This window comes from Planktothricoides raciborskii GIHE-MW2 (genome assembly GCF_040564635.1).
Lineage (GTDB): Bacteria > Cyanobacteriota > Cyanobacteriia > Cyanobacteriales > Laspinemataceae > Planktothricoides > Planktothricoides raciborskii.
Map to the genome: position 1 here is coordinate 3717514 of NZ_CP159837.1, position 15597 is coordinate 3733110.

The window sequence follows — 15597 nt, forward strand, 5'->3', positions numbered from 1 at the left end:
ATTCGCCCCTACGAAATGCTTCGCCCCTACAAATCATTGTGGTTTATTTAATAGAAAACCGCTGTAATATCAAGCGCGATCGCATCTATCCGCGATCGCCTCGGATATCAGAAACCGGGTTTCTTTGACTAAACCACGATCGGGCGAAGCATTCCGGTATTTAATTTAATATTTTCAGCAATAATTTGTCTGCCGGAATGCTTCGCCCCTACAAATGCTTTATGGTTTATTTAATAGAAAACCGCTGTAATATCAAGCGCGATCGCACCTATCCGCGATCGCCTCGGATATCAGAAACCGGGTTTCTTTGACTAAACCACGATCGGGCGAAGCATTCCGGTATTTAATTTAATATTTTCAGCAATAATTTGTCTGCCGGAATGCTTCGCCCCTACAAATGCTTTATGGTTTATTTAATAGAAAACCGCTGTAATATCAAGCGCGATCGCACCTATCCGCGATCGCCTATTTTTTACGCTTAGGGGCAATATCAGTAAAAAGCCGATCGCCCACTTCTGTCTCTGTGTCTTGTGTAACGCTGTGGTGAATTGACTATTTTAATCACCCACCAAGTTATCCCGTAATTGCTGTGTTCTCACCAACTTAATTACACATCGTTTAACCAGTTTTGCAGCACATCCAATAAATTATCTTGTTCCGAGATAAACCCGCGCATGGGTGGATCGATGTTTAGGGGATGATTTGCGATGCGATCGCTAATCCAAGCAATAGAAATTTTTCGAGATTTTGCCAACGATAAAGCTATTTCATATAAAGCAGATTGTTTAAAATTAGGGTTAATCTCTAACCCGCGTAAGTCAAAAATTAAGGCGATTTTTTCAACTTGTAAAGAAATCGTTAGGTTAGCAAGTTCTCGCTTTAAATCTGATTTACCTTTGATGGTGGGAATGGGTTCATTGTGGGCAATTTGCTCAAATATTTGATTAGCTAATTCTTGGGCAATTTCAGCGATATCGGTTTCTTTGACGAGGATTTCCAGTTGTTCAAGGCAACAAAATATTTTGTTAGAGACTGGTTGCAGTTGAGAGCAAATATCTTGTTGTGCTTCTAGTTGTTCTGCGATTAAGTTGCGATCGTTGTGCCATGCCATGCAAAAATCTGGGTAGGGTAAATCTTGGGCAATATTCCAGAGAACTTTGTAGCAAGTTGTAAAGAGATTAAAGTCATTTTCGTAAGTTTCATCGTTGAAGTAGGGCTGTAAGGCAGTGACTACATATTTTCGGTTTTCATTGGTGGTGATAATTTTCCCTAAACAATAGGCAGCCGCGATATGGGTATCTTCATCTTCAGGGGCTTCGAGAACTTTGACTAAAGCAGCGATCGCCGTTTGATTGCCTGGGTCGATTTCTCCTAAACTCCTGGCAGCCAGCCAACGGGTATCTTTATTTTTAGTAATTTCGAGAAGTCTAACCAAAGCAGTAATCGCCGTTTCATTGCCTTGTCCGATTTCCCCTAAACAATTGACAGCCTTCCTGCGGGTATGTTCATCTTCAGTCTTTTTGAGAACTTCGACCAAAGCAGCGATCGCTGTTTCATCGCCTTGTCCGATTTTCCCTAAACAATAAATAGCCTGCCTATGGGTATCTTCATTATCAGTGTCTTCGATAACTTTGACCAAAACCGCGATCGCTGTTTTATTGCCTTGTCCGATTTTCCATAAATATTCGGCAGCCGCGATATGGGTATCTTCATCTTCAGTGGTTTCGATAACTTTGACCAAAGCAGTAATCGCTGTTTTATTGCCTTGTCCGATTTTCCCTAAACTATCGACAACCTGCCAACGGGTACTTTCATTATCAGTAGTTTCAATAACTTTGACCAAAGCAGTAATCGCTGTTTTATTGCCTTGTCCGATTTCTCCTAAACAATCGACAGCCTGCCAACGGGTATTTTCATCTTCAGTGGTTTCGATAACTTTGACCAAAGCAGCGATCGCTGTTTCATTGCCTGGGTCAATTTGCCCTAAACTCTCGGCAGCCTCGATAAGGGTATCTTCATCTTCAGTGAGATCGAGAAATTTGACCAAAGCAGCGATCGCTGTTTTATTGCCTTGTCCGATTTTCCCTAAACTATCGACAACCTGCCAACGGGTACTTTCATTATCAGTAGTTTCGAGAATTCTGACCAAAGCAGCGATCGCCTTTTTATTGCCTGGGTCGATGTTCCCTAAACAATAGGCAGCCCACCAACGGGTATCGTCATTATCAGTATCTTTGATAACTTTGACTAAAGCCGCGATCGCCTTTTTATTGCCTGGGTCGATTTCTCCTAAACTATCGGCAGCTTCCCTACAGGTATCTTCATTGCATTGAGGATGTTCAAGAATTTGACAAAGTTCTTGAATAGTGCGTTTACGGTCAGTTTGGGGCAAAATTTCCCTGGCACCGAATTTGATTGGATCGAGAAAGGTGCGCCATTGTTGTTTTTCCTGGTGGTAATAGCCAAAACCCCACTGGACTATCTGCTTGACAATGGCGTCAGCTAGAGAACAGGTTTTAAACTCACTAATTCCTGCTGCTGCCATAAAATAGGCGCGATCCTCATAAAAACCTCCATCACACCCGTCATCAAAATTCACTAACTTTTCTATAAACTCCTCTTTCTTCTTATTAAACTTCTTAAACTTCTCCTGATCTGTAACATCGCTACGACCCAACCAGAATAAAATTACCTGTTTCCATTGCGGTTCAAAAATGCGGTATTCTTTCCCTGGCACTGGACAATTTACATGATTGCGAGGTAAAAAATCATCCCAATCATCCACCGCTAAGGCGGCAAAATATTCTTGAAACGTCAGATGTAAAAAAGCATAAATCGGTTCTGGCAAACGTTCTATCGGATTCAACCATCCCAAATTTTTAAAGCATTGAAAAATTTGGCGACTTCCCATAATTGTCACTATCCAACTTTCTGACAACTGGAACCGGGAAACCTCATATTTTTGTTCTATTGCAGCCAATGCTAACCGGGCTAAAGCTTGATCTATTTCTGAACGTTGATTTAAAATTTTCTCATCGGCTTTCCAGCGATAAACCCAATCAACAAACTGACAATATAACTCTGCTTGCGTATCCGGCAACCCGCCCCCCCCGGTCTGCCAAATTTGGCACAACATCCACAACCGCAAAGGATTCTGAATTAACCGATTGAAAGCCAAATTTTCTGATTTGGCCAACTCTTTCTCTAAACTTTCTCCTGTGGTAGCATCTCCTATTTCCTTAAACCAATTGCCAATATACTGATTGACCTGTTCCCGGCTAAACTCCAAATTTTTAAATACATCAAACCCGGAAAAAGCATTTTTATCCGCTTCCCAAACATTCACGCGACAAGTCACTACCACTCGCGCATCTTGCAGCCATCCTCCTAATAGGGCAGAAACATGACGGCTTTCTATTTTCGAGGTCATTTCATCTAGACCATCCAACAATAACCAAATCCGATTTTTCTCTTGTTTCAGCGCGTCAATGGTCAGATTTTCACCTGCCAGCCATAAGTCCTCAATATATTTATAAACCGTTGCTTGGGTTAAATCTGCTAAAGATACCCAAATCGGCAATCCCAAATTTTGGTCTAAAATCCAATCCGCAATTTTCTGTAACCGCGTCGTTTTCCCCGAACCCGGTTCGCCAATAATGGCAATTTTTCGCCCTTGACTAATTTCGCTTTTCCCTTGTCGCAATACTTCCTCAAAAAAGCGCTTTTCCTCAATCGGAATCAGTGTTTTTTTTTCCGTTTCTTCTGGCTGATTTTTTAATTTAGGTTTAGGCGGTTTGCGTTCAACAATGGCCAAAGGAACATAAACCTTTTCCAGTTTTGGCGCTATCCCATAGGCATTGGTAAAAGGGTTGGTGGTGAGTTCTTTTTGCTGCGCGAGGTTTCGTTCGCAAATTTCGCGCCAGTTGATCGGTTTTTCCGCAGGTGTCGCGGGTTGTGCTTGTAACCATTCCTGATATTTCTCTTCTAACCATTCGAGTAAACGCTTGCCTTTTTGTGGACCTGAATCTTCTAATGTCTTGCAACCCTTGAGGTTTTGCTTACTGAATTCAAATTTATTAAAAATTGCTGTTTTAAATTTTTTGTAATTTTCGGTTTCCTTGGGAATCTTGTTTTGAACCTCTTTATCCGGTTTTTCCTTATTCTCTTCACTCCATCGGATCCGGAAAATCTTGGTTTCCTCTGGTGATAATCCAAACTCATCAGCAATTTCTCTTAAAAAATTATCCCAAGTCATCGCGATCGCACTCTCTAGCTATCACTATATATATGAATCATCCTCAATACCAAGGGCTTTAAATCCTTGGCTACTATGATTTTATCGCATTTTTCCCCTAAGTGGAATAAAGATTCCACTTAGATTTGCCCTAAGTGGAATAAAAAGGGGACTGACTTTCTCTGAGTAACTGCCTAAGATTGAGTTAATCGGACAAAACTAAGATTTGGAGTCAATAAAATGAACGCTTACCAACTCAGCCTATTTGGAGAACCCACCCCAATCAACCACCAACAATCCCGCAAATCTGCACCACGGCAACAGACCCACATCATCCAATGCAGCACCGAACAAGCGGCAATTTTAATGGAGATTTCTAAATCAACTCTCTACTCTGCCCGCAAGCAAGGCAAGACATATCAAAACAACGGATGGACTGCCCAATCAAATGGTAAAAATTCCTGGATTCTGACTCACCATTGCAGCTAATTCCAAGTAATATCATCCCAATTTATTCTTGGGATGAACCAGTTAAGATCCCCCCAACCCCCCTTTTTAAGGGGGGCTTTAGAAATAAAAAGAGAAATAAGGAGAAATTACAATGTTTGCTTATTCCCAACCGCCCAATCAACCGCAACTCAACCCAAGTAATCCAACCACAAACCAGTCTCCGGTTTCTTTATGCTTTGAACGAGGCGAAATGGTCAATGCTTATGTGCTATCAGTTGCCGAATTACTGCGCGATATTTTAGGCGATGATTACTGGTATAGTTTTGATTTTCCGTTGCAAATGCTGTGTAATAAACGAGAACATATTTTCTTGCCTAAAGAACTCTGGCAATTTTGGGTCAATTCGCGAGTTGATATTGCCATAATGAATAGTCAAGTCGGAAAAAATTGCCGTCAAGCCAGTTTACTGGTTGAATGTCAATCACCTTTTCATGATCGCCCCGAAGTGGAACTGAACGATCGCACCAAAGCCAAAGTAATTGCCGCTTCTCGGATTCCGTTAATTTATGTGCAATATGTGGACTATCCCAGAGTCTTGAAATTTTGGAACTTGGGCAAAGAGGAAATACTTTATAATCCATTTAACCAAAAAGGTCGTTCAGAATTAGTGGCATTTTTACAGGAGCAATTTTTCTAAACTTTGAAAATGTAGATTGTTGGCAAAAAGCCATTGTATTGTCAGGCTAATTTTATTCTTTCTTGGCTGTACAAAGGCTTTTTAATAGAGCAATTGGGAGAATATCAAACGGCCATAATTTGTTATAATAAATGGCGCTCAAACTCATAAAATATCAAATCGATCCCTGACTTTGGCGACTATTTCCAATCCGATTAAACTGCCCAAGGGTAAGTATTCGGAGTCAGAAAGAAAGCCCCTGGAAAGAGAGGAAGCGATCGCACTCAGTTTAAGTAAGCAAAAGCAATTTGCCGGGGAAATATGCCAGGAATAACGGCAGCCAGAATAAAAAAGAAAATCTACAACAGCGATCGCTATTATAATTAAATTAGTGCGATTCGTTCACGCGGAAAGCGGACGGGGAAACCCGGAAGCGTGCGCGTGGTAATGGTTTCGTCAGACGCCGTGTACTAACAGGCTCCGCCTGCACTCGTGTCACGAACCATTATAACTGTGGATTTGTTGTCTTAAATGGAGGACAAATACCCGGATTTTCTGGCAAAAGAAGAATCTTAACAAAAGATTTAACAATTGCCAGGGGTAATTAGGCATCAGCCCCACCCGGAGACTCACCATCAAAGGTGTGAAGCGGGCTGAAAAGGAGGTAACGCTTAACCAGTAAGGGAATCCCTTCGAGCCAATTAGTCAAGGTCAGCCGCGAGGCAAATGTCCGACTTGAACCCTCTTAACTATAAAGTAGCGAAATCTGGTTGGAACGCTGCGACCAAAAGGTCATGGGGAAAGTGTGGGGGAATTAATTAGTCACCCACAAAAGATACGGAGCTCGACGTCCTACGTATTAGCGAAGTCCCAAAAGTACCCAGGGGGAAAGGGCAGCATCCTAAAACTAATAATCCCAAATCCACGGAACGAGGTAAAGCCCATGCCGGCTCTTAGGAGAGGTCGATACTCCTAAGTAGTGATAAGTGTAAGCGAAAGCCACATGGGTGAGAGATACAGCGCAGAAGCCAAAGACCAGCCTAACAACTGGTATATGCAGACAGCCTGTGCCTAAGTTGAAATGTAGAGTTTCAAGTAGAAGTATATATGTCCAAAACACGACAAAAGTTGATGGTGGAATGGAACGGAATCCCCTGGAAATTAGTACAGCGGAAAGTGTTCAAGCTCCAAAAGAGAATCTACAGAGCGGCTAGTGAGGGCGATGATGTCTTAGCAAAAGGGCTTCAAAAGATTCTATTGAAGTCATATTACGCGAAGTTACTCGCTGTAAGGCAAGTAACCCAACTCAACAGAGGAAAGAAGACAGCCGGGGTAGACGGGATAAAATCATTAACACCCGTACAAAGGCTCAGTCTGGCCTCAAAACTGAGATTGTCTCACAAGGCAAAAGCAGTTCGGAGAGTATGGATACCAAAACCCGGACGGGACGAAAAACGCCCGTTAGGAATCCCTACAGTAGAGGACAGAGCGCGTCAGGCATTGGTAAAAATGGTACTAGAACCATATTGGGAATCTAAATTTGAAGAAACCTCGTATGGGTTTAGGCCAGGTAGGTCAACACACGACGCCGTAGCCAGAATATATCTTGTTATAAACAAGAAACCTAATTACGTTCTGGATGCGGATATATCCAAGTGTTTCGACAAAATCGACCACACATACCTACTGAAAAAGCTCCAATGTCCATCAAATATCCGGCGTCAAGTAAGAGCTTGGCTAAAAGCCGGAATCATGGACAAAGGAGCCTTTGATGTACCAGTAGCAGGCACACCCCAAGGAGGGGTAATCTCGCCACTACTTGCCAATATAGCACTAGATGGGATGATTCGCGAAGTGGAATCAAAGTTTCCTAAGAAGGGAAATTACCCACCAGCCAGAATCATTCGCTACGCTGACGATTTTGTGGTCCTACACCCAGAATTGAAAGTCATCCAAGGAGCTAAAGCCGCAATCGAAACTTGGTTACAACCCGTTGGATTGGAATTGAAGCCGGAAAAAACCAGGATATGTCACACTCTCAATCAGATGGTTGCAGAAAATGAATTGACGGTACACCCCGGATTCGATTTCTTGGGATTCAACATCCGACAACATCCAGTTGGAAAACACAAGTCAGGAAAAACAGGGGGCCCCAAATCGGAGCTACTCGGATATAAAACCTTGATTAAGCCAAGCAAGAAAGCAATCAAAGCCCACCATGTAGCCCTAAAAGCAGTAATTAAGACCCATAAGACAGCCCCACAAGCGGGACTCATCAGGCACTTAAACCCGATGATTAGAGGGTGGGCAAATTACTACTCAGGGGTAGCAGCCAAGGAAACGTTTTCATCAGAAGACAATATCCTTTGGCAAATGCTCAGAGCATGGTCAGTAAGAAGACGTGGAAGAAAACAAAAAGCCCAAGCAATACGTAAGTATTATCGAGAAGGCCGACATGGTACATGGACGTTTGCCACAGCAGACGGACTAACGCTATGGAAACACGCGGACGTCGAAATTAAACGACATACCTTAGTCAAACCTGACAAATCTCCGTATGACGGCGACTGGGTTTACTGGAGTACCAGGCGAGGACAAGACATCGAAGCCCCCACAAGAGTGGCAAAACTGCTGAAAAAGCATGCATGGTAAATGTCCATATTGCGGGCAATACTTCACAAGCAGCGACCTGCTCGAAGTAGACCACATCATTCCTAGAAGCCAAGGCGGAAAGGATGAATACAAAAACCTGCAATTGCTTCACGCTCATTGTCACGATTTAAAGTCAAGATATGACGGAAACGCCCAAGGGCATCAGGAAGAAGAACTGCCACTCTGGTAGTCGTACCTATGTAAGGGGTCAACGTAGGTAGGAGCCTAGTGCCGTGAAAGTGGCACGCTGGGTTCTGAATGGGAGGTGGGGGAAGTGATTCCCCCATCGACCCCTAATAGATACTTACAGCGGTTTTGCCCCGACTGAACCACCGTAGGGTCTGTACAATATTGTAGGGGCGTTCTCGCATTCGCCCCTACGGAATGCTTCGCCCCTACAGATATTTGTGGTTTACTTAATAGAAAATTGCTGTAAATAAAGCTTCTGTCCTTTTACCAGCGGATAGACATGACTCAAAGCCTAGACCGGACAATAGTACCGCCCGCTTTTCCCGATCACACTCAATTACCTGAATCCGACGGCACTTTTGTGAAGAACTTTCAAGAACATCCCCAGAGTATTTTATTGACCGATTCTCTGGAAAGTACATTGCAAACTCTCCACCCCGACGGACAATATGCGATCGGGCAAGATTGTGGCATTTATTGGCGGGAAACTGACCCGCCGGAACGGGGTGCCGAAGCCCCGGATTGGTTCTATGTTCCCAATGTTCCACCGCGATTAGATGGTCAATATCGCCGTTCTTATGTGTTGTGGCGCGAGTATATTGTGCCTTTTATTGCGATCGAATTTGCCAGTGGTGATGGTTCTGAAGAACGAGATAAAACTCCCCTATCTCGTTTGCCAGAAGGAGGCAATCAAAAACCCGGAAAATTTTGGGTTTATGAGCAGATTATTCGCATTCCTTATTATGCGATATACATCATTCAAACCAACGAATTAGAAGTTTATAACTGGCTGAATGGTCGCTATCACCTTTTGCAACCAAACGATCGCGGACATTACGCGATCGCCACTATGGGAGTTGAGTTAGGGGTCTGGGAAGGTAGCTACCAAAATCAGACCCAGCAATGGTTACGTTGGTGGGACAACCAGGGTAATTTATTGCTCACTGGTAGCGAACTAGCTAAACTCGAACGCCTGCACACTGAACAGGAACGCCAACGGGCGGAAGCGGAACGCCAACGGGCGGAAGCGGAACGCCAACGGGCCGATCGCGCCGAACAGACCCAACAGGAAGCCATTCCTAAACTACTGGCAATGGGCTTAAGTATAGAGCAAGTGGCTCAGGCTTTGTCCCTGTCGGTAGAAGATGTGGAAAGACTTCGTTAGAGATTAATAGACAAGAATGCTTTCCCAAGCTAAAAAGCCCCCACCCCCCCTAGCTTTGAAAAGGGGGTTGGGGGGATCGAGACAAGTATTTTGCCACAATCGTCTATTGTACCAAGCATCAAAAATTTTCGCTACAATTACGAGGTCAATTTGGGCGCAACTAGGGGTAATTTACTTCTGGATATCCGCGACCATACTGTTGCATTTTTGAAAATTAAAAAAAGTATAACAATTTAATTAACAACTATTTTTTTACCAGTTAACTAGCTAATTAATTAAAGACAAAGATTAAATAGTCAAATTTAAATAGTTTTTGTTCTAGAAAATATCAAAAATTAATTATTTTATTTTTTTTTAGAAAAAAATACGGAATAACTGACTTTGTAATTGTTTTGATTATAAAGGTAGGGGTAATTTTGCCATTGGAAAAGAATAAAGAATAAGGGGATGTATATGGCTGACAATGCAATAAATTATGGGAAAAAGTGGAGCGATCGCAGCGATTTAGAGCGGTTAATGACGACAAAACAATGTCAAGGTGGCTACCTGAGTCAAGCACAGCTTGCTGGTGTTAATCTCATGGGTGCTGACCTGACCGGGGCGCAGTTATTATTTGCCAATCTCAGTCGGACAAATTTACATCATGCTTTGTTGATTGGTTGCCACCTGAGCTTTGCGAATTTGGTGAAAGCTGACCTGACTGAAGCGGTGCTTCACGGTGTGGAAGCGAAAGGCAGTAACTTTTTACAAGCAACACTCAATCACGCTAATTTAGCTGGGGCAAATTTGACTTTTTCTTGTTTGGTGAATAGCGATATGTTGGCAGCGGATTTAAAAGGGGCTAATTTGCTGGGAGCGAATTTAGTTCGGGTGAATTTACAACGCTCAAATAGCGTTGGCGCTAATTTTCAAGGGGCTAATCTTCAGGATGCTAAAATGACTGGGGCAAATCTCTCTTATGCAGATTTGCGTGATGTAAATTTAGTGGGATCAGATTTGCGTGATGCTGATTTAACCGGGGCTAATTTGAAGAATGCTAATTTGTTGAATGCAAATCTGGCGGGTGCTATTCTGCGAGAAGCTGATTTTACTGGAGCTAATTTTATTGGGGTGAAGTTGGATGGGGCGATCGGTTTGTCCCCAGAAACAGCTATCAGGGAAAGTCAAAAACCTTTATCCCCAAAGGAGGAAAAAGAGGCGATCGCTAACCAGAGGTTGCCCGATTCATCTAAATTTAATCGTCGGATGGATAGATTTTCTCAGGTTAGCTAATCCTTGGCAACGGATAGGTAACGGACTGGGAACAAAAGAAATCAATTTCTCAATACACTCTAAAGCCTAAACTCGACAGCCGACACCCGATAACCAACAGCTTACACCCCAAAAAACGGATAGATAAATTATCATGGGAATGGCGATCACCTAATTGATAGAGGGCTAATTCAGAGAGGTTGTGACTGTGACGTTGCAGATATTTTGGTATCAGGGGAAATTACAAGATTCTGGAACTTTAGAGTTGAGAATTGACGATCCGGGTTTGATTTATGGGGCGACGGTGTTTACAACTTTACGAGTTTATGGGGGGTCTTTGGATCATCCGAGGACGAATTGGATTGCACATTGCGATCGCCTCAAACATAGTTTAAATATCTTTGGCTGGGCCGAACCAGACTGGCAACAAATCCGTGAGGGGGCGGAAGCAATGATCCCTCATTGGTCAGTGTTGCGGGTGACGATTTTTCCCGATGGTCGAGAATTGATTATGGGGCGATCGCTGCCTGCGGATTTAGCAGAAAAACAGCAGCAAGGGATTTCCGTGGTGGTGTGGGATGCGCCGCAGTTTCGGCGATCGCTGCCCGACCATAAAACCGGCAATTATTTAGCTTGTTGGTTGGCGTTACAAGGGGCAAAACAGCAAGGGGCTGACGATGCGATTTTGGTGGATGACCGGGGTCGATGGCTGGAAACCAGTATTGGCAACCTCTGGGGGTGGCGAGACGGTCACTGGTGGACACCCCCGTTACCGGCGGGAATTTTGCCCGGTTTGATGCGATCGCAACTGATTGACTGGTTGACGAGTCAGGGGGAATTAGTCCAGGAACAACCCTGGACAGCGGATCTAATCCGGGGATTTGAAGCAATGGCGATGAGTAATAGTGTGATGGAATTAGTTCCCATTCGCGAAGTTCGCGCTGGGTCAGAAATTCTTCGTTATCCCGATCATGGTGCGGTTTGGTCGAGGTTTCGGCGATTTTTGCCAACCACCATTTGACCAATAAATAGCCCAGTAAATCACCCAATAAATCACCAAGTCACCCAGTAACTCACCCAGTAAATCACAAGTAATAATTAACTTTAATAAATTTAAACCGGAGATGATTTAATGGGCAATCTGGGCAAAGTAAAAAAGAATGTGCTGCCTTATTGGGCGATCGCACCTCCTGCCATAACTGCTCAAAAATACATCATTTTAGAAAGCCAGTCACCAGAAGGAATCAGTTGACGGTTTCTTTAACAATTCTAATTCCCTCAAAAGCAGGCAATTGGTGAAAATAACGCTGATGAATCAGGCTAAAAAAAGCATACAGATTTAGCGCTTCACTTTTCTTTCGATCGTAATCTTGATTTTGCGGCAAATTATCTTTGGATACCTGATGAGAATAAGAAAAATAAATTGCTGAATTTTCATTTATTGTTACTTGATAATTATCTAAAGAATTGAAGCAAATATAAATCAGCAAAAAATCCTGGCGAATGCTATCAATTTCTCCTGGATTGCTTCGGATGACTTTTCGCAACGCAAACAGTTGACGCATTTTAGAAACTTGCAGGGCAAAGTCACGAATTTTATCGAAGGTATCGACACTACCTAATGTAAAAACTAATTCGTGAATATGGTTTAAATTTTTCACCATATCGTGGGATTTTCCTCGCTGTAATCGGTGATAAATCTGCTCAACCAGTTGTTTTTTTTGGGCTGCCGCTAATTTCAAGGCAATCTCGCGAGTTAAGGTGCGGTTTAGGTCTAGTTTTAACGCTTTTTGTTTACGGCGCAACTGTTCTAGGTCACGATCCAGAGCGTTCGCAATCTGTTCTTGCCATTGTTGCCAGAATTGGGCAGAAAATCCGGCGATCGCCTTATCTTTTTCGGCATAACACCACGCCCCTAGATGTTCTTCTACCGCTGGATGGCTGTGTAATTCTGCCGCCGTTGGTAAGCGAAATCTAATCCCATACCCAGCATATTGTTGAGTTAACCATTCACAAAACTCCTCCGCATCACTGCCACGGACTCCAGCGATCGCTTCGTGAGATTTTCCAGGAGAAAATTGTTGACTTGGCCAATGATCCGGCTGGCGATATTGACCCAATTTCCGCTTATCATCAATAAATAATTGATACTCAGCATTGGTAATATAATCGTCAGAAATCACCACAGACTTTTGAATTTCCAAAAGCTTTTGGCAGCGCTGTTTTAAGCGCAATTTTGCCGCTGAATAAAAAATCATCGGTGTGGCAGATTCTAAGGCGCTATTTAATTTCATGTTAAAGATTTTTTGCAGGGGCAACGGCACATTATAATTATCCTGCAAGCAATCATAAGCTAAATTTAAGGTACTCGGTTCTGAGAGAGCCGCTTCCAGCAGATTCGTTAGATCATTTTCACTCATAGCGGTATAAAACTTGATGGTTTCATGCCACCAGAGATTTTGGATATTTTTCACCAGCAATTCTGCTTGCTGAGATTCCTTGATTTCTGCGGCTGCCAAGTATTCTTGAAAACTTTTATGGGCAAATTTATAAACCCCAGATTGAATTTCGACTAACAACCCACCAAAATTTTTTATATTTTTTAAAAATTCTAAGTTTTCTCCTAACCAGCTTGGGAAAGAATCACTGGTAAATTGACTTGTTTTTTGCTGCATTAAGCCCAGAGCCAGCTTTTGTAACAGAAATTTCTTGGTCTGAATAGTCTCGTCGGATGGAGAATTTGTTGTCAGTAAGACATCACAAAGGGCTTGATAAAGTTCTACCCGGCGAGGGGGAATTTTACCCAGATTACCCAGATATTTACCCATATCATAGACCAAGGCGATCGCACTAAGCAATAATGGGTTGGTGGCCATATTCGCCACCGATCGCATCGATTTAATCTCACCGAGCAACCGCTTACTTTGGTTTCCAGTGTTCATTTCTGGGGCAAGCGGCGATGAGGAATAGCGATCGCTGACCTGATGCCAACTGTGTAAAAATTCCTGAATTTGCTGATCGTTAAACGGCTGCAACTCCAGAACCTGCCCCACATCTGCCAAGGGTCTGAGGTGATAAGCATGGGAAGTGGCGGTAATAATAAATGGAGTATGCCAATAAGTTTGCATCTGTTGCTCGATCCAATAGCTAACCTGCGCCCGCGCACTGGTGCGATTCCGCAAAGCGGATCGCTCTTCGAGCGAATCGCCAGGATCGTTACTGCCATCAACTTCATCCAACCCATCGAACATCACCAAAAATTCTCCCCGATCCAGATAACCTTGGAACCATTGTTGTTTTTCCAGGCTTTCTCCCGGTGCAATGAGTTCCAATAAACTCAAAGGAGGATCTTGGGTAATCATCGGTTGAATATCCGGTAAACAAAATCTCAAAGGAATCAGGTGAGGAACTCCTGAATGGATCTGTTTATGCCGATTTTCCGCATAGCTGCGTTGTAGATGCTCCAATAAAGTCGTTTTGCCGCTTCCAGGACTGCCAATTAATACCACCCTGCGGGCGGATGGATCCGCAGGCATCGCCGCCAAAACATCCCAGATATCTAAACTGCCCGTCGATTCTTTCGCTTGAATCATCGACTGGGACAGTAAATTAGTGCTATCGGGAGTAAGTCGTTGGGGAATAAAGAAATCAGCAGACTGGTGATGCCAAAATCCCCGATCATTTTGTGGGACAAGAGTGGCATAAGAACCATTAGGCAAGAAGCTTTGGTGAGACTTGCCCGGAAACAAGCTAATGAGAGTGCGAACAATCTGTGGGAGCATTTTATTCAATATTGGTTCAGGGATTTCAGTTGATAGCAGTTAAATAGCAATTAATTATTCACGGCCATCAATGCTAATTCAGTTCTAGATTAATTTAATCTGAAATCAGCAAGCCACTGCGGTTCCCCGCCTAAGCGCGCTTCGCGCAGGCTCCGCCAACGCGGGGACAGGCTTGGGGGTTACCCAAGTAGAGCAAGTGGCGTAGGATCTTGGGAATTCAAAATGACATTAAGACAGTTCGGATACTGATCCGCAGTTCAGACCCAGAACAATTAAATCGAGGAATTCAAACAAGGTCAGCAATCACCCTCTGAGAATTCCTATAGATAAATTTTAATCAAAACTGAAGATCAATCGCTTTTGTCATAAAATACTTAGATTGTACGCAGTTGTCCCGAACTATCTTCGCCATGCCTCTGGCTAAGGTTGAGCCGAGTTTAGTTTTTCCGGACTGACATTGGCCTGAATTTCTGGAATGGCTGGTGGTTCTAGCTGAGTTTGTGTGGCATTTTCTTGTTGCTTTAACCAGACACTAGAAATCAGCAACAAGGCAAAATAGCCCAGATATAAATGCATCCGACTTAAGACAATTTTAGCCTCCCCAGACTTGGGCGATAAACACCGGGAACCCAGGACGGTTTTGAATAGATGCATTTCCGGCATGGAATCTGCCAGCCGATCGCCATCTAATCCAAGGGCTGTACCAATTTTGCGGATAAATCCTCGCACATAGACTGCGGTGGGTAGGGCTTCAATGCGTCCGGTTTCCAGGGCTTGAATATGGGCGATCGGTACGAGGGTTTGATAATGGAGTTGATACTGGGACATTCCCAGAGCAGTCCGCGCATCCCGGAATTGCTGACCAATTTGATGTAAGTATTCCCGGTAATTTTCCTGGGAATCATTCGCCTTGGTGACAGGCGGATCGATCGCATTTTCCTTGGCTGAAGCATCACCGACCAGTGAATGATTGTGTGGCTGGGGATGGGGATGGCGCTGATTTAGCCCTGGCAAAGGTTTGGGGGATTTGCTAGGGATCTGTGGTTTTTGAAAGGCGTCCAAAAAATCTGGGGCAAAACCAAACATTGAATTCGCTCTTAACATCGCGGATGTCTCCTTGACTGAGTACAACAAAATTTTTTTGGTAGTCCCACCCTAAAAAAAAGGGGGTTTGACCCCTCATGTGTTTGTTACCTCA

The 15597-nt window shown here is 43.5% G+C and carries 9 protein-coding genes and 1 pseudogene; 7 read left to right on the forward strand and 3 right to left on the reverse strand.

The window, feature by feature from the left end; translation table 11 throughout:
- Positions 1-607 precede the first annotated feature (607 nt).
- On the reverse strand, positions 608-4255 hold the full coding sequence (locus ABWT76_RS15730) for a HEAT repeat domain-containing protein (protein ID WP_354634592.1): 3648 nt from the start codon (positions 4253-4255) through the stop codon (positions 608-610).
- A gap of 219 nt (positions 4256-4474) precedes the next feature.
- On the opposite strand from ABWT76_RS15730, the gene ABWT76_RS15735 reads away from it, so the two are divergent.
- The 7 genes and pseudogenes from ABWT76_RS15735 (at position 4475) to ABWT76_RS15765 (ending at position 11638) form a co-directional block, all read left to right on the forward strand.
- Positions 4475-4723: a hypothetical protein gene (locus ABWT76_RS15735; protein ID WP_354634593.1), complete on the forward strand. Its 249-nt coding sequence runs from the start codon at positions 4475-4477 to the stop codon at positions 4721-4723.
- 112 nt (positions 4724-4835) lie between these two features.
- Positions 4836-5381, forward strand: coding sequence for a hypothetical protein (locus tag ABWT76_RS15740; RefSeq protein ID WP_354634594.1), 546 nt, complete (start codon positions 4836-4838; stop codon positions 5379-5381).
- Positions 5382-5553: 172 nt separating this feature from the next.
- Positions 5554-5694 (forward strand): hypothetical protein, encoded by a 141-nt coding sequence (locus tag ABWT76_RS15745; RefSeq protein WP_354634595.1) that lies wholly within the window; start codon positions 5554-5556, stop codon positions 5692-5694.
- A gap of 773 nt (positions 5695-6467) precedes the next feature.
- A pseudogene (ltrA, locus tag ABWT76_RS15750) lies at positions 6468-8202 on the forward strand (group II intron reverse transcriptase/maturase).
- A 279-nt stretch (positions 8203-8481) separates the two neighbouring features.
- Positions 8482-9366, forward strand: coding sequence for a Uma2 family endonuclease (locus tag ABWT76_RS15755; protein WP_354634596.1), 885 nt, complete (start codon positions 8482-8484; stop codon positions 9364-9366).
- A gap of 453 nt (positions 9367-9819) precedes the next feature.
- Complete coding sequence (locus ABWT76_RS15760) at positions 9820-10638, forward strand: pentapeptide repeat-containing protein (protein WP_054464414.1); 819 nt, start codon at positions 9820-9822, stop codon at positions 10636-10638.
- 187 nt (positions 10639-10825) lie between these two features.
- Positions 10826-11638 (forward strand): aminotransferase class IV, encoded by an 813-nt coding sequence (locus ABWT76_RS15765; RefSeq protein WP_231636538.1) that lies wholly within the window; start codon positions 10826-10828, stop codon positions 11636-11638.
- A 223-nt stretch (positions 11639-11861) separates the two neighbouring features.
- Here the strand turns inward: ABWT76_RS15765 and ABWT76_RS15770 are convergent, their stop codons facing one another.
- Positions 11862-14399, reverse strand: a complete 2538-nt coding sequence (locus ABWT76_RS15770; protein WP_354634597.1) for an NACHT domain-containing protein — start codon at positions 14397-14399, stop codon at positions 11862-11864.
- Positions 14400-14819: 420 nt separating this feature from the next.
- Positions 14820-15503: a RodZ family helix-turn-helix domain-containing protein gene (locus tag ABWT76_RS15775; protein WP_082348705.1), complete on the reverse strand. Its 684-nt coding sequence runs from the start codon at positions 15501-15503 to the stop codon at positions 14820-14822.
- Between the last annotated feature and the right edge of the window lie 94 nt (positions 15504-15597).